This is a genomic window from Streptacidiphilus melanogenes, from assembly GCF_000787835.1.
Taxonomy (GTDB): Bacteria; Actinomycetota; Actinomycetes; order Streptomycetales; family Streptomycetaceae; genus Streptacidiphilus; species Streptacidiphilus melanogenes.
This window is the reverse complement of the sequence record NZ_BBPP01000024.1, coordinates 55,694-75,947: the sequence shown is the minus strand read 5'-3', so window position 1 is coordinate 75,947 and position 20,254 is coordinate 55,694. Positions and strand designations below refer to the sequence as shown.

The following is a 20,254-nucleotide window of genomic DNA, read 5'->3' as shown; positions in this document are numbered from 1 at the left end:
AACAGCGCTCTCTCGCGGGCCAAACTCCGCATCCTACCCGGGTGCTCAGTTCGAATGACTTATCGGTGCAGCCGTCGGCCACTGGGTCAACGGCGAATCTGCGCTGGTACGGGTCTTGCGCACGGAGCTCAGTTGTCCGTCCGCGCCGAGCACGACGACGACCGCCCGGCCCTTGGCGTCCAGGACCACTCCGGGGAGGTGGAGGTGGAAGCGCTGGGCGTCCACCCAGCTGTCGGGGACTCCGGAGGCGGCGGCGACGGAGACGCCGCCGTTGTTGTTCCGGGTGGCCAGCACCAGCCCAGGGGTGCTGCTCGCGTTCACCTCGACGCCCGCCACGCGGCCGTAGCCGCCGACGGTGTCCAGGGTGTCGGTCACCCGCCAGCTCTGGGTGCCGGCCGGGAGGTCCGCGACGATCACCTGGGCGCTGTTCGGCTCGCGGTACAGCAGCCGGATCGTGCCGTCCTGCAGCGAGAGGGCGGTGACCGGTGTGCACGAGGCCGGCAGGCCCGTCGGCTGGGCCGGACGCAGCGGCGCGCCCGGGCCGGTGGTCGACCACTGCACGACGGCCCTGGCCGCGGCGGCGAAGACGTGCAGGTTGCCGTCGGACGAGGAGACCAGCGAGATGCCGTCCTGGACGCCCACGTAGGGCTGGCGCGGCGCGGGACCGGCGGAGGCCGGCGCCGCGACGGAGGTCCAGCCGGACCAGGCTCCGTTCGCGGGCTGCTGCCGGTAGCTGATCGAGCCGGACCAGTCGCGGACCACCATCGTGGTGGTGCCGTTGCCGTCGACCAGGACGGAGGGGAAGCCCATCTCCATCGACTTGAGCGGGTCCTTGTCGGGCGAGCCGAGGCTCTGCCACGGGCCGAAGGCGGGTGTCCGCTGCGCACCGGTGTAGCCGGTCTGCTCGCAGGTGACGACCTCACGGAACTGCTCGGTGTGGGCCTGGGCCAGCGTGGTGCGCACCCCGAAGAGCACCAGCTTGCCGTCCGGGCGCCGTACGGCGGAGACCTGACCGAAGAGGCCGCCTCCGGCGATCGGCGTCGGACCGTCCCAGAGGTCCTGGCCCGCCTGGTGCTCGGTCCACACCGCAGTGGTGCCGTTCATGACAGCGAAGGCGGCGAGTCGACCGTCGCTCAGCTGCGCGACCCAGTCCACCGCGCCGGGCGCGGTGGTGCGGGTCGAGCGGGACCACGCGCCACTGGCGTAGGTGCTGACCTTGAGGTCCCCGCAGCCGGCCGGGTCGCCGCAGTCGCGGCCGTCGCTCCAGGCGTAGATGTCGGTGGCGGCCTGCTTGGGCGCGAGCAGCACCGGGCCCAGGTTGTAGGGGAGGTTCGCGTTCATGTAGCCGCGGTAGTGCTCGACCGAGGTGTGCCGCAGGGACTGCCGCGTCTGGGCCCAGTACTCGTTGAGGGCCTGCAGGGTGAAGTAGGCGGAGTAGGTGTGGTCCTGGTGGTCCAGGTACTCGGGCAGCCGCAGCGAGGGGACCGGCGGCTTCTTGCCGTTGCCGAAGTTCGGGTCCTGCTGGGGGCGGTGCACCGGGTTCGGGTCCAGGGTGCGCACCACCGTGGGGTTGTGCTGGGAGAAGAGCTTCACCAGGCTGTCGATCACGTTCTGGCGGGTGTAGGCGTAGGCGCCCTCGACCGGACTCTCCGTCGGGAGGAGCGTGGGCAGGGTCGGCGTCGCACCGACCCACAGCCCGCGGAGGCTGGCCGGCCGCGGGGCCACCAGGGCGCGCGCCTCCTGGAGCTCCATCCAGTAGATCTTCACGTTCGGGAAGTCGCGCAGGGTGTTCTTCTCGACCTGGAAGCCGGGGATCAGCTCGTCGGCCTCGATGGTCCAGGGGGCGTCCCAGCGGCCGGTCGCCATGTAGGAGTGGGCGGCCCGCAGCCCGTTCATCCGGGCGCGGACGAAGTTGGGGCGGCTGGCCGGGAACTTCCTGCCCTTGTCCTTGCGGCGCACGATCAGCGGCTCGTTGACGCCGTCGGACTCGCCGCCGGTCAGGCAGACGGTGACGGCGGGCGCGCCGGAGGATATCGCGAGCTTCAGGTCGGGGTTGTGGAAGAACAGTCCGTCGTCGGCGTGGGCGATGACGTGCACGTAGGAGGCGGAGCGCACTTCGGCGGCGTTCTGGGCGTGCGAGGCGCCCCCGGAGGAGTCGTCCGAGGCCCCCGAACCGGAGGGCAGCAACTGCCAGACTCCCGCAGCTCCCAGCACCGTGGCGGCGGCTCCGCCTGTCAGCCACAGAGCCTGACGGCGGCTGACGGGTGCCATCTCCTGAATGTTCCTCATTGCGGGGGGAGCCCTACCAACTCCGGTGCATGTCACTGGTCTCGCCAACAGGTTGCCGCTGCACGATAGACCAGGCGTGCAAGAGCATGCGGTAAGAGGCGGTTTCATCCCCCCTTACATGGTGTTCACCGCTAGGACGCTCATGAACATGTTCTGGTTCCGACCGTTCGTACGCCCCTTCTTTCACCTGACGGAGCGCCACCTGCGTCCGGATCGCGGACAGTCGGTACCAACTGCTGGACCTGCGGAGTATGGTCGATCACATGTCTCGCACTCTCCGCCTCGCAGTGATCCCTGGTGACGGTATCGGCCAGGAGGTCGTGGCCGAGGGGCTGAAGGTCCTGATCTCGGCCCTCCCCGCCGACGTGAAGGTGGAGACCGCCGAGTACGACCTCGGCGCGCGCCGCTACCACGCCACCGGCGAGACGCTGCCGGACAGCGTCCTTGAGGAGCTGAAGGGCGCCGACGCGATCCTGCTGGGCGCCATCGGCGACCCGTCCGTGCCCTCCGGCGTGCTGGAGCGCGGACTGCTGCTGAAGCTGCGCTTCGCCTTCGACCACCATGTCAACCTGCGTCCGGGCAAGCTCTTCCCGGGTGTGCAGTCGCCGCTCGCGGGCAACCCCGACATCGACTTCGTGGTCGTCCGCGAGGGCACCGAGGGCCCGTACGTCGGCAACGGCGGCTCGCTGCGCACCGGCACCGACCAGGAGATCGCCACCGAGGTCAGCCTGAACACGGCGTTCGGCATCGAGCGCGTCGTCCGCGACGCCTTCGCCCGCGCGCAGGCGCGCCCGCGTAAGAAGCTGACGCTGGTCCACAAGAACAACGTGCTGGTCCACGCCGGCCACCTGTGGAAGCGGATCTTCGACGCGGTCGCCGCCGAGTACCCCGAGGTCACCACGGACTACCTGCACGTCGACGCGGCGACGATCTTCTTCGTCACCCAGCCCGAGCGCTTCGACGTGATCGTCACCGACAACCTCTTCGGCGACATCCTGACCGACCTCGCCGCGGCCGTCACCGGCGGCATCGGCCTGGCCGCCTCGGGCAACATCAACCCCTCCGGCGCGTTCCCGTCCATGTTCGAGCCGGTCCACGGCTCCGCCCCGGACATCGCCGGCCAGGGCAAGGCCGACCCGACCGCCACGATCCTGTCGGTCGCCATGCTGCTCGGCCACCTCGGCTACGCCGAGGAGGCCGCGAGGATCGAGGCCGCCGTCGCCGCCGACCTGGCCGGGCGCGCCTCGCTCACCGCCCCGCGCACCACCTCCGAGATCGGCGACGCGCTCGCCGCCCGAGTAGCCGGCTGACCCGCCGGCTCCCGTTTCAGCTCCTCCCAGCACCGGGCCGGCGACGGCCCGGTGCTGCGCGTTTGCGCTCCTCACCGACGCGGGTCCACCGCACCTGGCTGTCGCTCACCGCCCGATCAGTGCGACTATCGACCCTGGGGACTCGCCCGCCGAGCACCCCGCCAAGACGACACGGTGAAGGACAAACGTCGATGACCTCCCTCTCTATCGAGCTCAAGCCCTCGGCCCACCCGCTGCCCGCCGCCGAGCGGGAGGCCCGGCTGGCCTCCCCCGGCTTCGGTCGCTTCTTCACCGACAACATGGTGACCATCCGCTGGACGGAGGGCCGCGGCTGGCACGACGCCCAGCTCGTGCCTTACGGCCCGCTGGAGATCGACCCGGCCAACATGACCATCCACTACGGTCAGTCGATCTTCGAGGGCCTGAAGGCCTACCGCACCGCGGACGGCCGCATCCAGACCTTCCGGCCCGAGGCCAACGCCGCCCGCTTCCAGGCGTCCGCAGCCCGCCTGGCCATGCCGGAGCTGCCCGAGGAGCTGTTCGTCGCCGCCGTCGAGGCTCTGGTCACCCAGGACCAGGCGTGGGTGCCGACCCAGGAGGAGGCCAGCCTCTACCTGCGTCCGTTCATGTTCGCCACCGAGGTCGGCCTGGGCGTGCGCCCGGCCAACGAGTACCTCTTCATGCTGATCGCCTCCCCGGCCGGCGCGTACTTCCCCGGTGGCGTCAAGCCGGTCTCCGTCTGGATCTCCGAGGAGTACGTCCGCGCGGCGCCCGGCGGCACCGGCGCGGCCAAGTGCGCCGGCAACTACGCCGCCTCGCTGGTCGCCCAGGCCCAGGCCGCCGGCCACGGTTGCGACCAGGTCGTCTGGCTGGACGCCGTGGAGCGCCGCTGGATCGAGGAGATGGGCGGCATGAACCTCTACTTCGTCTTCGGCGAGGGCGAGAACGCGAAGGTCGTCACCCCCGAGCTCTCCGGCTCGCTGCTGCCCGGCATCACCCGCGACTCGCTCCTCTCCATCGCCGCCGACCTCGGCTACGCCACCGAGGAGCGGAAGATCTCCACCGACGAGTGGCGTGAGGCGAACGCGGACGGCACCCTCACCGAGGTCTTTGCCTGCGGCACAGCCGCGGTGATCACCCCGGTCGGCTCGGTCAAGTCCGCCCGCGGCGACTGGCAGGTCGGCGACGGCAAGCCCGGCCCGGTCACCATGAGGCTCCGCGAGACGCTGCTGGCGCTGCAGACCGGTCAGCGCGAGGACACCCACGGCTGGATGCACCCGATCGTCTGAGCATCTCGTAGGACGGCCGCGTATCTCGCATCGCAAGATGCGCGGCCCGTTCCGCGGCCACTGTGTCAGACTGCGAACGTGCCCAAGCTCGCACTGATTATCAGCTGCAGCGCGCAGGTCTGAGTTCCTGAGCAGGAACCGACCAGCGTGCAGACCTCTCGCATCCGCGAGGGGTCTTTTTCGTTGAACGAGCAGCCACCGACAGGAGACCACCGGCCATGAACGCCAGTCCCAGCGACGATTTCCACGTCTTCGACACCACGCTGCGCGACGGCGCACAGCGCGAGGGCATCAACCTCACCGTCGCGGACAAGCTCGCCATCGCCCGTTACCTGGACGAGTTCGGCGTGGGCTTCATCGAGGGCGGCTGGCCCGGTGCCAACCCGCGCGACACCGAGTTCTTCGCCCGCGCGGCGAACGAACTGAAGCTGGAGAACGCCCAGCTGGTCGCCTTCGGCGCGACCCGCCGGGCCGGCGGCACCGCCGAGGACGACCCGCAACTGCGGGCCCTGGTCGCCTCCGGCGCGCCGGTGGTCACGCTCGTCGCCAAGGCCCACGACCGGCACGTGGATCTGGCGCTGCGCACCACGCTGGAGGAGAACCTGGCCATGGTCCGCGACAGCGTCGCGTACCTGCGCGCCCAGGGGAAGCGGGTGTTCATCGACTGCGAGCACTTCTTCGACGGCTACAAGGCCAACCGGGAGTACGCCCTGTCGGTCGTCCGCGCCGCGCACGAGGCCGGCGCGGACGTGGTCGTGCTCTGCGACACCAACGGCGGCATGCTGCCCGGCGGCGTCCGCGAGATCGTCGCCGACGTCCTCGCGGAGACCGGCGCGCGCCTGGGCATGCACGCCCAGGACGACACCGGCTGCGCCGTCGCCAACACCCTCGCCGCGGTCGACGCGGGCGCGACGCACGTCCAGTGCACCGCGAACGGCTACGGCGAGCGGGTCGGCAACGCCAACCTCTTCCCCGTCGTGGGCGCGCTGGAGCTCAAGTACGACCGACGGGTGCTGCCGCAGGACCGGCTCTCCGAGATGACCCGCATCTCGCACGCGATCGCCGAGGTCGTGAACCTCACCCCCTCCACGCACCAGCCCTACGTGGGCGTCTCCGCGTTCGCCCACAAGGCGGGCCTGCACGCCTCGGCCATCAAGGTCGACCCCGACCTCTACCAGCACACCGATCCGGCCCTGGTCGGCAACACCATGCGGATGCTGGTCTCCGACATGGCCGGCCGCGCCTCGGTCGAGCTCAAGGGCAAGGAGCTGGGCTACGACCTCTCCACCGACCGCGACCTCGCCGGGCGCGTGGTCGACCGGGTCAAGGAGAAGGAACTCGCCGGCTACACCTTCGAGGCGGCCGACGCCTCCTTCGAACTCCTGCTCCGTGCCGAGGTCCAGGGCGTCCAGGACCGCTTCTTCACCCTCGAGTCCTGGCGCGCCATCGCCGAGCAGCGGGCCGACGGTTCGACCGCCAACGAGGCCACCGTCAAGCTCTGGGCCAAGGGCGAGCGCATCGTCGCCACGGGGGAGGGCAACGGCCCCGTCGACGCCCTGGACGCCGCCCTGCGGGCCGCGGTGGGCCGCTTCTACCCCCAGCTGGCCAAGCTGGAACTGACGGACTACAAGGTCCGCATCCTGGAGGGCCAGCACGGCACGGGCTCCAAGACCCGCGTCCTGATCGAGACCACCGACGGCGAGTCCACCTGGTCCACGGTCGGCGTCGCCGAGAACGTCATCGGCGCCTCCTGGCAGGCCCTCGACGACGCCTACACCTTCGGGCTCGTCCGGGCCGGCCTCACTCCGTGACGGCGGGCCCGCACCCCTCGGCAAGCGCCGCCGCGGCCACCGCGGCGGCCTCCCGCGGGCTCCGGGTCTGAACGAGCACCCGCCTCGGATCGGACGCCCACACCCGGAAGATCCCGTCATGGCCCGGCCTCACCAGCGGTCCGACCGGCTCGTCGATGCGGGCGGGCACCGCGCCGGGCATGCGGACCCGGCCCCGGTGGCCCGGCTCGGGTTCCCCGATGTTCGGCCCGAGCCGGTCGGCGACCGCCCGCGGCGGTGATGTCCGGGTACGGCTCCGCGCGTCGCGTCGCCGCCGGGGAACGACGAAGGGCGCGAGGAGAGTTCCTCGCGCCCTTCCGAGTGTCGTGCCGGCTACCGCAGGCGGGCCAGCAGTGCGTGCTCGACGAGCGTGATCAGCGCGGACTTGGCGCTGTCGCGGCGGCGGGCGTCCGTGGTGATGATCGGCGTGTCGTGACCCAGCTGGAGGGCCTCGCGGACCTCTTCCGGGGTGTGGGTCTGGCTGCCGTCGAAGGCGTTGACCGCGACGATGAACGGCAGGCCGCTGTTCTCGAAGTAGTCGATCGCGGGGAAGCAGTCGGCGAGGCGGCGGGTGTCGACCAGGACGACGGCGCCGATGGCGCCGCGGACCAGGTCGTCCCACATGAACCAGAAGCGGTCCTGTCCGGGGGTGCCGAACAGGTAGAGGATCAGGTCCTCGTCGAGGGTGATGCGGCCGAAGTCCATGGCGACCGTCGTGGTCGTCTTGCCGCTGACGTGGCTGAGGTCGTCGATCCCGGCCGAGGCCGAGGTCATCACGGCCTCGGTACGCAGCGGGTTGATCTCGGAGACCGCGCCGACGAGGGTCGTCTTGCCCACGCCGAAGCCGCCCGCCACCACGATCTTCGCGGAGGTCGTGCTGCGGCCCCCGGTCGCGGCCGGGGCAGTCGGCCTAGAGCTTGCGAAGTCCACTGAGCACCCTTTCGAGCAGTGTCACATCAGGCGTTCCGCCGGATTCGCCCCCGGCGGCAGGCTGGTGGATCGCGACGAGGCCGGACTCGGCCAGGTCGGCGACGAGGATGCGGGCCACGCCGAGCGGCATCGAGAGCAGCGCCGAGATCTCGGCGACCGACTTGATGTCGGTGCACAGGCTGCAGATGCGCTGGTGCTCGGGCAGCAGAGAACCGATCCGCTCCGGGGCGGCGGTGGTCGACACCAGCGCCTCGATCGCGAGCTGGTAGCGCGGACGGGTCCGGCCGCCGGTCATCGCGTAGGGGCGGATGAGCGGCTCGTCGTCCTGGTCCATCTCGACCGGAGCGTGGGGGCGGCCGGAGGGCTGGGACTGGGGCTGCCACTCCTGCGGCTGCTGGTCCTGCCAGTAGCCGGACTGCCCGGCAAGGGGTGCCTGGTTGTAACCGGCGTACCCAGGAGCCGGGGCGTAGCCGCCGGCGGGACCGCCGAACGCGTCGTGGCCTGTCCCCGGATAGGCAGCGCCGTACTGGCCGTTCTGGTCCTCGGGCGGTGTCACGGTTCCTCCTCACAGTCGAAATGGTGCGGACGTGGTTCTTGGTGACGTCATCAGCTATGACGTCTGATCAGTGCAGAAGGCTCCCCTGGAGTTCGGCGCGGAGGGCCGGGGTGAGTACGGTTCCGGCGCGGTCGACCAGGAGGGCCATTTCGTAGCCGACGAGGCCGATGTCGCTGTCGGGGGAGGCGAGGACGGCGAGGGAGGAGCCGTCGGAGACCGCCATGATGAAGAGGAAGCCGCGTTCCATCTCGACGACGGTCTGGGTGACCTTTCCGCCTTCGAAGATGCGGGAGGCGCCCTGGGTCAGCGAGGTGAGGCCGGAGGCGACGGCGGCGAGCTGGTCGGCGCGGTCGCGGGGGAAGCCCTCGGACATGGCGAGCAGCAGTCCGTCTGCCGAGACCACCACGGTGTGCGACACCCCGGGGGTGTTGTCGACGAAGTTGGTGATCAACCAGTTGAGGTTCTGGGCCGCCTGGCTCATCTGACTCATCTTGGATCAACGCTCCTGGGGGTTGGTGCCGTACGGGCCAGAGCCCTGGTGGGGGTTGTCGCCCACGTTGTGTCCTTGCTGGATGCCGCGGCGCAGGTTGGTGAGACGCCCGCGGACCTCTTCGGGGGAACGGGACAGCTGGGGCTGGGACGCGGTCGGGTCGGGGGTGACCGCCGCGTCCGGGTCTGCGATCTGGCCGGGCAGCAGGTTCTGCCGGGGGACGCGGCGGGGCAGTCCGGAGACGGTCTTCCCGCCGTCGACGATCTCCCGGGCCGCGGCACCGCTCTGACCGGCCGCCGGCAGCGCGGCCGCGGGGCGGCCGTTGGAGGGCGGCATGACCGGCATGGCGCTGGTCGTCTGGCCGGTCTCCCTGGCGCCGGTGAACCAGTTGGGACGCTCGCCGGCCCCCTGGCTGCCGATCGCGTTGCCGCCGAGCGCGGCGCCGGGGCGCCGGGTCGGCAGCCCGCCGGGGCCCGTGGCGGGCGGCTGTGCGCCCTGCGTGGGGGCCGGGCCGGGTTCGTAGGCCGGTGCGGAGGTGCCGTAGTGCTGCATGCCCGGGGTGGAGCCGGGGGTGAAGTAGGTGTCCTCGGCGTAGTCCTGGCCGTAGCCGCCCTGGTCCGCCACGCCCGCCTCGAAGTGCTGCGAGGTGTAGCGCCCGGTCTCGAAGCCGGACTCCTGCGGGTGGCCGGTCGCGGGCTCCGCGCCGAACTGCCCGCCGTAGCCGTTGCCGCCGCCGTACTCGCCGGCGCCGGAGTAGTCGTTGCCGGGCTCGGAGCCGAACTGCGTGCCGAACTCGGAGCGGTACTGGGCTTCGGCGTTCTGCTCGAAGTTCTGGTCGTAGCCGCGGTTGCCGTAGTCCTGACCGGAGCCGTAGTCGCCGTACTCGGCGGGCGCCTGGCCGTTGTGGAAGGCGGCGGGGTCGAACGGCTCGCCCGGCTCCAGCGCGGCCGCGTTGCGGCGCTGGCCGAGACGCAGCGAGCGCTGCACCGAGTCGAGCGCGGAGGCCTGGTCGCCGGCGCCCAGGGCCCGGTCGTAGCGGCTGTCGTCGAAGCCCAGCTCGCTCGCGGTGCGCATGCCCGGCATCTCGGCGCCCTGGGCGGACTCCGGGTAGATGCGGGAGACGGTGAACTGCTCCTCGGGCTGCGCGACACCGGCGACCTGGGTCAGCCGCTCGGGCAGCATGACCAGCGAGGTGGTGCCGGCGGACTCGCCGGAGGGGCGCAGCTGGACGCGGATGCCGTGGCGCTCGGCCAGGCGGCCGACCACGAAGAGGCCCATCTGCCGGGAGACGGAGGCGTCCACCGTCGGCGGCTCGGCCAGCTTCGCGTTGATCTCTGCGAAGTCCTCGGCGGTGAGGCCGATGCCCTTGTCGTGGATCTCGACCAGCACGCGCTGGTCGGGCAGGCGGGTCGCGGTGACCCGGACCTTGGTCTGCGGGCTGGAGAAGGTGGTGGCGTTCTCCAGCAACTCGGCCAGCAGGTGCACGAGGTCGGTGACGGCGGGACCGACGACGTCGGTCTCGGGTATGCCGGCCAGTTCGATGCGCTCGTACTGCTCCACCTCGGAGGCGGCCGCGCGGAGCACGTCCACCAGCGGGATCGGCTCACCCCAGGAGCGGCCGGGGTCCTCGCCCGCCAGAACCAGCAGGTTGTCGCCGTTGCGGCGCATGCGGGTGGCGAGGTGGTCCAGCTTGAAGAGGTTCTCCAACTGGTCCGGGTCGGCCTCGTTGTTCTCCAGGTCCGTGATCAGTGCCAGCTGGCGTTCGATCAGGCCGTGCGAGCGGCGCGAGAGGTTGGTGAAGATCGCGTTGACGTTGCCACGGAGCATGGCCTGCTCGGAGGCGAGTCGGATGGCCTCGCGGTGGACCTCGTCGAAGGCGCGGGCGACCTCGGCGATCTCGTCCTTGCCGGCGACCTGGATCGGGGCGACCGTGAGGTCCACCTTGCCCGGGTCGGTCTTGGAGAGCTGGCGCACCAGGTCGGGCAGGCGCTCGTGGGCGACCTGCTGGGCGCCACGCTGCAGGCGGCGCATGTTGCCGATCATCGAGCGGGCGACGAGCGTGGTCACCAGGCCGGCCAGGAGCACCGCCACGAGCACGATGGCGCCGTTCATGATGGCGTCGTTGCGGGCGTTGTCCGCCGCGGTCGAGGACTGGTTCACCGCGTCGGCGATCAGCTTCTTCTCGACGGTGCGCAGCGCGTCGAACACGGCGCTGGTCTCGTTGGTCCACAGCGCGGGCGTGACGCCCGCGGCCCTCGCGGCCTTCGACGAGGTGGCGGTGTACATGAGCGCGACCATCTGGTCGATGGTCAGCGGCTTCTGGCTCTTGCCGCCGTTGGCCTGGGCCGCGGCCGCGGCCTGCTGGGAGGCGTTCTCCATGGCCGCCTGCACGTTCTGCAGGCCCTGGTTCAGCGCGGCGACGAACGTCGGGTCGGCGGCGTTGGTGAACTCCTGCTGGGCGATGCCCTCGAGGTAGTAGTAGGCGTAGGTGCCGAGCTGCTGGCTGCCGTAGGCCTGGGAGGCCGCGCTCTTCGGGTCGCCGTCCGGCTCGTACTTCTCCAGCAGCATGTGCAGCACGATGGCCTGCACGATCGAGTCGGCGTCCTTGGCCAGGGTGATCGCGTAGATCGCGCGGCCGTCGGAGTTGATGCTGCTGCCGTTGCCGAAGACCAGCTCGTTGTCGAGACCCTGGAGCGCGGAGGTGAGCGAGGAGTACTTCACCTCGATCGAGGTGCCCGGCTGGCTGTAGTTCATCTTCCGCATCGTGTCGATGCCCTGCAGTTCCTTCAGGGCATCCGAGACGCGCGTCCGGACGTGGCCGATGTTCGGCGCGTTCGCGGCCAGCTGCTTGAAGTGGTCGATCGCAGCGTTGGTCGTGCTCTGCAGGGCGGTGACCGTCGCGTTGGGCTTCTGCGCCTCGGCCGGCGTCATCAGGTAGGGAAGGGAACCGTTGCGTTCCAGGTCGATGTCTTCTTCGACGGCGGCCGCGGCCTCGACCAGTTTCGCCGTCTTCTCCGCGTCCTGGGCGTTCCGCCAGCTCGTGACCGAGCTCTGCACCCGCAGGCCGGCGAAGGCCAGGGCCGCGACGACGGGAACCAGGAGGATGGCGATCAGCTTGAAGGGCAGGCGTCGGTTGCTCAGGGAGAGCCGACCTGCAGGCCGGACCTGGGGTGCGCTACCGGCACCTGGAGCTGCCTCGTTGTGGCTCACTCGACTCAACCTCTCGGCCGGGGCGGCCTTGTCGTGCATACCGGGGGTCATCCCACGGTGGCTGGCATTTCAGCACGGGCGAATGGCCTGGGCCAAACACCCTCCGCTTCGCTGGGATCCTGGTGTAAATAGGACATAAACACCCACGAACGGCGAATGCTCACCCCGCTGTGGGCGGAGCGTATGCGTTCGCTTACCGCTGGTGAGAGCCGGGTGGGAAATGCGTGTCGAACCGTTATAGAAAGTTCAGCACGCGGTCGTCCCCGGCTCGGGAACGGCGACGGCGGCGTCGCCGCCTCTCAGCGAAGTCTGGCGAGCAACGCGTGCTCGACGAGCGTGATCAGCGCGGACTTGGCGCTGTCCCGCCGCCGGGCATCGGTGGCGATGATGGGCGTGTCCGGCCCCAACTGCAGGGCGTCGCGGACCTCTTCGGGGCTGTGCGTGGCGAAGCCGTCGAAGTTGTTGAGGGCCACGACGAACGGCAGGCCGCTGTTCTCGAAGTAGTCGATCGCGGGGAAGCAGTCGGCGAGGCGGCGGGTGTCGACCAGGACGACGGCGCCGATGGCGCCGCGGACCAGGTCGTCCCACATGAACCAGAAGCGGTCCTGTCCGGGGGTGCCGAACAGGTAGAGGATCAGGTCCGCGTCGAGCGTGATGCGGCCGAAGTCCATCGCGACCGTGGTCGTGGTCTTCCCGCCGACGTGCGTCAGGTCGTCGATCCCGGCCGAGGCCGAGGTCATCACGGCCTCCGTGCGCAGCGGGTTGATCTCGGAGACCGCGCCGACGAGGGTCGTCTTGCCCACGCCGAACCCGCCCGCCACCACGATCTTCGCGGAGGTGGTGGCCCGGGTGGCCGTGGCCGGGCTAGAGCTTGCGAAGTCCACTGAGCACCCTTTCGAGCAGCGTGACGTCGGGGGCGCCGCCGTTGTCGGAGGCGGCGGCCGGCTGGTGGATGGCGACCAGGCCCGCCTCGGCCAGGTCGGCGACGAGGATGCGGGCGACGCCGAGCGGCATGGGGACGAGGGCGGAGACCTCCGCCACCGACTTGACCTCGCGGCACAGGTCGACGATCCGCGCGTGCTCCGGCAGCAGCGTGCCCGAGCGGTACGCCTGGGGCGTGCTGGTGACCAGCGCCTCGATGGCGAGCTGGTAGCGCGGACGGGTACGGCCGCCGGTCATCGCATACGGGCGTACCAGCGGCTGGCGTGCGCCGCCCTGGCCTCCGTGCGGTGTCGTCATCAGTCCTCCTAGTGCTGCAGCGGCCGTCGTGCCTTTCCGCGGCGAGGGTGGGTGGTGCCTTGTTGCGGGTCTGGCGTGCTGCTGATGCGGTGCTGCTCGTGCGGGGTGCTGCTGTGGGCCGTCGGTCTTGTCGTGGGGTGCCGCGGCGGTCGCCGCGACACGAGTGGCACCGGAGTGTACGGGGCCGACGGCCCGTGAGTCCCGACCGGGTCGGGATTCACGGGCCGAGGTGGTCTATCTCTCATCCGTTCCACACCGGACCGACACCGCGTCAGTGCAGAAGACTGCCCTGGAGTTCGGCGCGGAGGGCCGGGGTGAGTACGGTTCCGGCGCGGTCGACCAGGAGGGCCATTTCGTAGCCGACGAGGCCGATGTCGCTGTCGGGGGAGGCGAGGACGGCGAGGGAGGAGCCGTCGGAGACCGCCATGATGAAGAGGAAGCCGCGTTCCATCTCGACGACGGTCTGGGTGACCTTTCCGCCTTCGAAGATGCGGGAGGCGCCCTGGGTCAGCGAGGTGAGGCCGGAGGCGACGGCGGCGAGCTGGTCGGCGCGGTCGCGGGGGAAGCCCTCGGACATGGCGAGCAGCAGTCCGTCTGCCGAGACCACCACGGTGTGCGACACCCCGGGGGTGTTGTCGACGAAGTTGGTGATCAACCAGTTGAGGTTCTGGGCCGCCTGGCTCATCTGACTCATTGATCAACGCTCCTGGGAGTTGCTGCCGTACGGGCCGGAGCCCTGACCGGGACCGGACGAACCGGCGGCGCGGCCCTGCTGGATGCCGCGACGCAGGTTGGTGAGACGCCCGCGGACCTCGTCCGGGTTGCGGGAGACCTGCGGACCGGGAAGAGCCTGGGACTCCGCCTGGCCCGGGACCAGGTTGGCCTTGGGCACGCGGCGCGGCAGACCGGACGGCATCACGCCGCCCGCGCTGGGCTCGCGCACCTGCTCGGCCCGGCGCCACGTCTCGTCGTTGGCCGAGCTGCGCCACGGCGTCTGGTCGGCGCCCATGCCGGTCACACCGGTCGAGCCCGTGGGGCCCTGCGCCGGACGGGCCGGACCGCCGTCGGCCGGACGGCCGCCGAACTGGTCCGCGCCGAACTGCGCGGTGTCGAACTGGCCGGTGGCCGACGGGCCGCCGAACTGCGCGGTCCCGGAGGCCGACTGGTCGCCCGCCTCGGTGCCGGACACCTGCACGCCGCGCATCCGCTCGGCGCGACCGGCGCGGAACCAGGTCGTCTCCATCTGCTCGAAGATCGGCGACGGGGCCGCGGACTCGCTCGCCGGAGGCAGCGCGCGAGTGAGCGGGTCGGAGGCGAAGTCCTGCTGCGGCGTGGCCTGCGGCTGCGGCGGGACCGGAGCCGGCGGCACCGGGCGGGCCGGAGGCTCCTCGTCGAAGCGCGGCCGGGCGAACTGCGCGGTGCTGTCACCCGGGACGTTCTGGCCGCCGAGGCCCTGACCGCCCAGCGGCTGGCCACCGAGGGTCTGCCCGCCGGGAGTCTGCCCGCCGAGGTTCTGCCCGCCGAGGTTCTGCCCGCCGGGGTTGGGACCACCGAGGTTCTGGCCACCGTCGTGGCGACCGCCCGCGGGCGAACCGTGCTGCGGCTGCTCGGCCCAGAGCGAGGGCTCGAGGCCGCGCTCCTGGCCGAAACCGGCCTCGCCGCGGCTGCCGGAGGCACCGGGAGCACCAGGAGTGCCGGGGATGCCGAACGGCTGCTGCTGGCCCTGCTGGGGAGCCGGGGCCTGCGCGCCGCGCTGCGGCAGCGGACCGGCACCGGGCAGCGGCATGCCGCGGCCGTCGGTGCGGCTGGAGTCGAAGCCACCCGGCTGACCGGTCGGCGCCGACTGCGGGAAGCCCTGCTGGGCCGCCGGGGCGGCGGGCGTCGCCGCGCCGCCGCGCTGGGGCAGGGGCTGACCACCGAAGGTGTTGTCCTGGCCGGCGCCCGGGCCGGTGGGGAGGCCGCGGCCGTCGGTCGGCTGTGCGCCGCGCTGCGGGAGGGGCTGACCACCGAAGGTGTTGTCCTGGCCGGCGCCCGGGCCGGTGGGGAGGCCGCGGCCGTCGGTCGGCTGTGCGCCGCGCTGCGGCAGGCCGCTCTGCGTGGTGGAGCCGGCCGAGGAGCCCTGCGGCAGGCCCAGGTTCGGCTGCGACTGCTGCGGCAGCGTGGGACGGCCGCCACGGCCGTCGAGGCCGCCCTGCGGGCCGGAGGCCAGCGGGGTGCGCTGCGGCCCGGCGGGAGCCGCCGTGCGCTGCGGACCCCCCGGAGCGGCCTTGGCACCGCCCGCAGCACCGGCGCGGCGCTCGGCCACGTTGGTGACGTCGACCGGGAGCATGACCAGCGCGGTGGTGCCGCCGGAGTCGCTCGGACGCAGCTGGATGCGGATGCCGTGGCGCAGCGAGAGTCGACCGACCACGAAGAGGCCCATGCGGCGGGAGACGGAGACGTCCACCACCGGCGGGTTCGCCAGGCGCTCGTTGATCTCGGCCAGGTCGTCGGGGGAGAGACCGATGCCGGTGTCGTGGATCTCGATCAGCACGCGGCCGTCGGGCAGCGCGTGACCGGTGACCCGGACGCGGGTCTGCGGGCTGGAGAACGACGTCGCGTTCTCGAGCAGCTCTGCGAGCAGGTGCACGAGGTCGTTGACGACGCGGCCGGCGACCTCGGCGGTCGGCACCGAGGCCAGTTCGATGCGCTCGTACTGCTCCACCTCGGAGGCGGCGGCACGGAGCACGTCGACCAGCGGGACCGGGCGGGTCCAGCGGCGGCCCGGGTCCTCACCCGCGAGGACGAGGAGGTTCTCACCGTTACGACGCATACGCGTCGCGAGGTGGTCGAGCTTGAACAGCTGGGCCAGCTGGTCCGGGTCCGCCTCACGCGACTCCAGCTCGGAGATCATCGCCAGCTGGCGCTGGATCAGACCCTGCGAGCGGCGCGAGAGGTTGGTGAACATCGCGTTGATGTTGCCTCGGAGCAGGGCCTGCTCGGCGGCGAGTCGGACGGCCTGGCTGTGGACCTTGTCGAAGGCTCGGGCCACGTGCCCGATCTCGTCCCTGGTGTCGATACCGATCGGCTGGATCGTGACGTCCACGTCCTGCGGGTCGGCCTCGGAGAGCTTGCGGACCATCTCCGGCAGCGTGTGCTCGGCGACGTCCTCGGCGGTCTGCTGCAGCTTGGCCAGGGTGCGCACCATCGAGCGGGCCACCAGACCGGCGCCGAGGATGGCGACCAGGAGGACCGCGACGATCAGACCGGCGTTGGCGTAGGCGTCGGCCTGGGCCTGCGAGCGCAGGTTGGCGGACGTCGTGTTCAGCTCCTGGACCAGGAAGGACTCGTCCTGGGCCATCTGCAGCATCTGCGTGTGGGACTGCGAGTACCAGTCCTGCGCGGTCTCGGTCTCGGCGTCGAGCGGCGTGGTCGCCGTCAGCACCTTCTTGGCCCAGCGCTGGGCCAGGTCGATGTTGGTGTTCGACTGCCAGGCGCCGATCAGGTTGGTCGCCTTGGAGGTGCCGTAGAGGGCCTGGAACTCCGTCTGCGCGGTCGCCGCGTCCTGGAGCGCCGAGTTGGCGTACTCCCGGTCGCTCGGGGCGATCGTCGGCGTCGGCTGCGTCGCGTTCGGCTGCTGGAAGGCGAGCGCGCCGAGCAGCGTGGAGCGGACGATGGCCATGTCCTCGTGCCACTGCGTGAAGGCCTGCAGCGACCGGGTCGCCTGGACCAGCTGGAGGTTGGAGGACGCGAGGGCGAGGTCCTGGGTGACCTGGGTCAGCGGCGTGATCAGGCCGTCGAACGCGGCGACGGTCTTCTGCAGCTCAGGCCCGTTCCCGGCGTCGGCCGGGTACTGGAACGCGTTCTTCTCGATGGTCGGGAGCTGTCCGAGCTTCAGCTGCACCGAGACGATGTCGACGCCGTTGCCGGGGAGTTGCGACTTGTCGAGCGAGTCGATCAGGTTGCTCAGCGTCTGGTGCCGCTTGGCGGTCTGCGACATGTCGTAGAGCACCTGGCTGTTGCTCTGCACGCTCTGACCCTGGATGCCGCTGGCGAGCGCCATGTCGTCGCGCTCGTCCTCGAGCGCGATGGCGAGCAGCGTGGCGGCCTGGGCCACGTCACCGAGCTTGGCGACGTTGTCCAGCTGCTGCTGGGTCTGGAGCGAGCCCTGGATACGCAGACCACCGAGGACGATGGCCGCGACCACGGGGAGCACCAGCAGCGCGGTCAGCCTGGAGCGGATGCGCCAGTTGCCGAGGGAGTACCGACGTGTCCTGACGGCCTTGGGCGGGGTCACCCGCCCGATCCGGCTCGCGCCGGAGGGGCCGTCCTTCTGGTCGCCCTTGGCGTTCCCGGCGCCCGATGTGGCGCCCGGACCGGCGGTCTCGGGGCCGGGTCGGCCCGCGGCGGCTCCGGGGCGCGAGCCCTCGGCGGCGTGGGGGGCATTCGGCGACGGCTGCTGGTGGCCAGCTGCTCCGCGGTCCGCCGGGTTGCCCGCGCCGCCGCCCCTCTTGATACGTCCCTGCACTAGCGTCGCAACCTCTGGACCAGGCGTCCCGCGCTGTGCGCAGCAGCGGAACGGTGTCGAGTTCTCGGAGGGCGTGGACCCCGGTCGGGTCCGAGCCTCGCCCGGTGGAGTTTGTCTCCAAGCCGCCGTCGGGAGCCCCGGTGCCGAGCTTCTTGCTGGGTGGGGGCGGCTCCGGCGGTCCGTGGCATTCCAGCACAGCCCCCGATCTCCAACAAGGGGCGACGCTCGGTAGTGAAGCGTGTGACCATCAGTGGTGTGGCTGTGACGCAACGTGCGAAATGGGGTCGAGGAAACCGTACGTTTCGGACATGCGTGCGTCCGAGCTGCGCGTGAGCGGGTGACGGCGCGTCATGATTTTGTCCGATATGGCCTTTATGTCCAACCTATGGATGGGGGCACAATGCCGTAACTGTCGGTTCTGGAGTGCCGGGAAGTGACCAACCTCACAGCATATGAGGTGGTGCCGAGTGCCTCTCCTGTGGAATGAGATCCTGGATGTGGGCACAGCACGTGGCCCCCTGCCGATCGAGACCAAGGTGAGTCACCGGTGACCTTCAAGACGACCATGAGCTTCCGTCCCACGGCCAACCCGCGCCGGACCCAGCTCGCCGCCCTGCCGGAGAACGCCGGCCCCGCGCTGCGCCAGTCCGCCGAGCGGCCCGCGGAGCTCCCGCAGCAGACGGCCAACCCGCGCCGGACCAACCTGATGGTCGCGCCGCCGGTGCAGGTCGCGGAGTAACCGCGCCACGCTTCGTCGAGGGCCCCGCTTCGGCGGGGCCCTTCGCGTCGCCCGGACCGCCGGCGTCGTCCGGACTAGGGTGGGTCGTGATCCACCCGTTCTGCTCCGAGGAGACGTCCGCACCGTGCGCATCGCCAGGTACACCCACGAGGGCGAGGTCACCTTCGGGGTCATCGACGCCGAGGCCGAGACCGTCGCCGCGCTCGCCGGCCATCCGTTCGGCGAACTCCAGCCGACCGGCGCGGTGCTGCCGCTGGCCGACGTACGCCTGCTGACTCCGATGCTGCCGAGCAAGATCGTGGCCGTCGGCCGTAACTACGCCGCCCACGCCGCCGAACTCGGCCACGAGGTGCCCGAGGCGCCGCTCACCTTCTTCAAGCCGTCGACCTCCGTCATCGGCCCGACGGAGAACATCGCCTACCCGCCGTTCTCCGCCGACGTGCAGTACGAGGCCGAACTGGCCGTCGTCATCGGCCGGATGTGCCGCGAGGTCCCGCACGCCCGGGTGGCCGACGTGATCTTCGGCTACACCTGCGCCAACGACGTCACCGCCCGCGACATCCAGCAGCGCGAGGGCCAGTGGGCCCGCGCCAAGGGCTTCGACACCTCGTGCCCGCTCGGCCCGTGGATCGAGACCGACCTCGACCCGTCCGACCTCGCCGTCACCTGCACCGTCAACGGTGAGCTGCGCCAGGCAGGCCGCACTTCGCAGATGGTCCGCTCGATCGCCGACCTGGTCGTCCACATCTCCGACGCGATGACGCTGCTCCCCGGCGACGTCATTCTCACCGGCACTCCGGCGGGCGTCGGCCCGCTGCAGATCGGCGACGAGGTCGCCGTCACCGTCGAGGGGATCGGCACGCTGAGCAACCGCGTGGTCAAGCGTGGCTGACAGGGTCGCCGAGGAGGTCCGAGGCGTTCTCTGGGACATCGACGACACCCTCTTCGACTACTCCGGCGCCGAACGCGCCGGAATCCTGGAGTACCTGGCCGCGCTCGGGCTGCTCGACGCCTTCACCTCCGCCGAGGAGGCGCACGCGTCGTGGAACGCGGACATGGAGGCCGCCTACGAGCGCTTCCTGGCCGGCGAGCTCGGGTTCCAGGAGCAGCGCCGGGTCCGGGTCGAGGCCTTCCTCGGCCGGATCGGCCGTGCCGCCGCGGACCCCGACGTGTGGTTCGCCGGTTACCTCGACGCCTTCACCCGGCACCGTCGCGTCTTCGACGACGTGATACCGGCGCTCGACGCGCTGTCCGGTTACCGGCACGGGCTGCTGAGCAACTCCTCCAGCCGCTACCAGGAGGACAAGCTGGCCGCGATCGGCCTGCGCGGGCGCTTCGTCTCGCTGGTCTGCTCCGGCGAGATCGGGCACGCCAAGCCCGCTCCGGAAGCCTTCCTGGCCGGCTGCGCCGCGCTGGGCCTGCCGCCCGGCCAGGTGGTCTACGTCGGGGACAAGCTGACGACCGACGCGCACGGCGCGCTCGCGGCCGGGCTGCGGGCCGTCTGGCTGGACCGGAGGGGAGTCGGCGAGGGCGTCGACGTGCCGCGCGTGCGGACCCTCGCTGACCTGCCGGAGCTGCTCCGGGTTATCGATTTTGGAGCGCCGCCCCCCATCCGGTAGTGTTCTTCTTGTTGCGCCGCCCGGGAGGGACGGGGGGAGACCCGAGAGGTCCTCACCAAGATCACCTGGACAGTGCGATGGGGTATGGTGTAATTGGCAGCACGACTGATTCTGGTTCAGTTAGTCTAGGTTCGAGTCCTGGTACCCCAGCTCACAATGAAATAGTGATCTCGCCCCCGTTGTGTAGCGGCCTAGCACGCTGCCCTCTCACGGCAGTAGCGCCGGTTCGAATCCGGTCGGGGGTACT

General features: G+C 71.1%; 15 protein-coding genes and 2 tRNA genes. 8 read left to right on the top strand and 9 right to left on the bottom strand.

The window, feature by feature from the left end:
* Nucleotides 1-45: 45 nt before the first annotated feature.
* Nucleotides 46-2,271, bottom strand: a complete 2,226-nt coding sequence (locus tag TR49_RS23950; RefSeq protein WP_052434583.1) for a PLL family lectin — start codon at nucleotides 2,269-2,271, stop codon at nucleotides 46-48.
* 281 nt (nucleotides 2,272-2,552) lie between these two features.
* On the opposite strand from TR49_RS23950, the gene TR49_RS23945 reads away from it, so the two are divergent.
* The 3 genes from TR49_RS23945 (at nucleotide 2,553) to cimA (ending at nucleotide 6,699) form a co-directional block, all read left to right on the top strand.
* On the top strand, nucleotides 2,553-3,599 hold the full coding sequence (locus TR49_RS23945) for a 3-isopropylmalate dehydrogenase (protein ID WP_042385080.1): 1,047 nt from the start codon (nucleotides 2,553-2,555) through the stop codon (nucleotides 3,597-3,599).
* Between the two features lie 191 nt (nucleotides 3,600-3,790).
* Nucleotides 3,791-4,888 (top strand): branched-chain amino acid aminotransferase, encoded by a 1,098-nt coding sequence (locus TR49_RS23940; protein ID WP_042384976.1) that lies wholly within the window; start codon nucleotides 3,791-3,793, stop codon nucleotides 4,886-4,888.
* 218 nt (nucleotides 4,889-5,106) lie between these two features.
* A complete protein-coding gene (gene cimA / locus TR49_RS23935) occupies nucleotides 5,107-6,699 on the top strand; it encodes a citramalate synthase (protein ID WP_042384973.1) in 1,593 nt (530 codons plus the stop codon).
* A 351-nt stretch (nucleotides 6,700-7,050) separates the two neighbouring features.
* Here the strand turns inward: cimA and TR49_RS23925 are convergent, their stop codons facing one another.
* From TR49_RS23925 to TR49_RS23890, 8 genes are all read right to left on the bottom strand, one after another.
* The gene (locus TR49_RS23925; protein ID WP_084725337.1) at nucleotides 7,051-7,647 is read right to left on the bottom strand and encodes a GTP-binding protein; all 597 of its coding nucleotides are present in this window, start codon (nucleotides 7,645-7,647) and stop codon (nucleotides 7,051-7,053) included.
* A complete protein-coding gene (locus TR49_RS41705; RefSeq protein ID WP_084725335.1) occupies nucleotides 7,628-8,203 on the bottom strand; it encodes a DUF742 domain-containing protein in 576 nt (191 codons plus the stop codon). Before TR49_RS41705 ends, TR49_RS23925 begins: the two co-directional genes overlap by 20 nt.
* A 67-nt stretch (nucleotides 8,204-8,270) precedes the next feature.
* Nucleotides 8,271-8,684: a roadblock/LC7 domain-containing protein gene (locus TR49_RS23915; protein WP_037610761.1), complete on the bottom strand. Its 414-nt coding sequence runs from the start codon at nucleotides 8,682-8,684 to the stop codon at nucleotides 8,271-8,273.
* A 15-nt stretch (nucleotides 8,685-8,699) separates the two neighbouring features.
* The gene (locus TR49_RS23910; protein ID WP_052434582.1) at nucleotides 8,700-11,903 is read right to left on the bottom strand and encodes a sensor histidine kinase; all 3,204 of its coding nucleotides are present in this window, start codon (nucleotides 11,901-11,903) and stop codon (nucleotides 8,700-8,702) included.
* A gap of 299 nt (nucleotides 11,904-12,202) precedes the next feature.
* On the bottom strand, nucleotides 12,203-12,787 hold the full coding sequence (locus TR49_RS23905) for a GTP-binding protein (RefSeq protein ID WP_042375447.1): 585 nt from the start codon (nucleotides 12,785-12,787) through the stop codon (nucleotides 12,203-12,205).
* The gene (locus tag TR49_RS23900; RefSeq protein ID WP_042375445.1) at nucleotides 12,768-13,142 is read right to left on the bottom strand and encodes a DUF742 domain-containing protein; all 375 of its coding nucleotides are present in this window, start codon (nucleotides 13,140-13,142) and stop codon (nucleotides 12,768-12,770) included. The genes TR49_RS23905 and TR49_RS23900 overlap by 20 nt, the downstream gene beginning before the upstream one ends.
* A gap of 271 nt (nucleotides 13,143-13,413) precedes the next feature.
* Nucleotides 13,414-13,827, bottom strand: a complete 414-nt coding sequence (locus TR49_RS23895) for a roadblock/LC7 domain-containing protein (protein ID WP_037610761.1) — start codon at nucleotides 13,825-13,827, stop codon at nucleotides 13,414-13,416.
* Between the two features lie 12 nt (nucleotides 13,828-13,839).
* Nucleotides 13,840-17,649: an ATP-binding protein gene (locus TR49_RS23890; RefSeq protein WP_042384954.1), complete on the bottom strand. Its 3,810-nt coding sequence runs from the start codon at nucleotides 17,647-17,649 to the stop codon at nucleotides 13,840-13,842.
* Between the two features lie 547 nt (nucleotides 17,650-18,196).
* Between TR49_RS23890 and TR49_RS23885 the strand changes: the two genes are divergently transcribed.
* The 5 genes from TR49_RS23885 to TR49_RS23865 all read left to right on the top strand — a co-directional run bounded on the left by TR49_RS23885 (nucleotide 18,197) and on the right by TR49_RS23865 (nucleotide 20,252).
* The gene (locus tag TR49_RS23885; RefSeq protein ID WP_042384951.1) at nucleotides 18,197-18,388 is read left to right on the top strand and encodes a hypothetical protein; all 192 of its coding nucleotides are present in this window, start codon (nucleotides 18,197-18,199) and stop codon (nucleotides 18,386-18,388) included.
* Nucleotides 18,389-18,512: 124 nt separating this feature from the next.
* Nucleotides 18,513-19,280, top strand: a complete 768-nt coding sequence (locus TR49_RS23880; protein WP_042384948.1) for a fumarylacetoacetate hydrolase family protein — start codon at nucleotides 18,513-18,515, stop codon at nucleotides 19,278-19,280.
* Complete coding sequence (locus TR49_RS23875) at nucleotides 19,273-20,007, top strand: HAD family hydrolase (protein WP_042384946.1); 735 nt, start codon at nucleotides 19,273-19,275, stop codon at nucleotides 20,005-20,007. Before TR49_RS23880 ends, TR49_RS23875 begins: the two co-directional genes overlap by 8 nt.
* Before the next feature lie 78 nt (nucleotides 20,008-20,085).
* Nucleotides 20,086-20,157 (top strand) — tRNA-Gln (locus tag TR49_RS23870).
* 22 nt (nucleotides 20,158-20,179) lie between these two features.
* Nucleotides 20,180-20,252 (top strand) — tRNA-Glu (locus tag TR49_RS23865).
* The last annotated feature ends 2 nt before the right edge of the window (nucleotides 20,253-20,254 follow it).

Excerpts from the sequence above, each read along its gene's own strand:
- TR49_RS23950 (WP_052434583.1), bottom strand. The coding sequence starts at position 2,271 with ATGGCACCCGTCAGCCGCCGTCAGGCTCTGTGGCTGACAGGCGGAGCC.
- TR49_RS23945 (WP_042385080.1), top strand. The coding sequence starts at position 2,553 with ATGTCTCGCACTCTCCGCCTCGCAGTGATCCCTGGTGACGGTATCGGC.
- TR49_RS23940 (WP_042384976.1), top strand. The coding sequence starts at position 3,791 with ATGACCTCCCTCTCTATCGAGCTCAAGCCCTCGGCCCACCCGCTGCCC.
- cimA (WP_042384973.1), top strand. The coding sequence starts at position 5,107 with ATGAACGCCAGTCCCAGCGACGATTTCCACGTCTTCGACACCACGCTG.
- TR49_RS23915 (WP_037610761.1), bottom strand. The coding sequence starts at position 8,684 with ATGAGCCAGGCGGCCCAGAACCTCAACTGGTTGATCACCAACTTCGTC.
- TR49_RS23900 (WP_042375445.1), bottom strand. The coding sequence starts at position 13,142 with ATGACGACACCGCACGGAGGCCAGGGCGGCGCACGCCAGCCGCTGGTA.
- TR49_RS23895 (WP_037610761.1), bottom strand. The coding sequence starts at position 13,827 with ATGAGCCAGGCGGCCCAGAACCTCAACTGGTTGATCACCAACTTCGTC.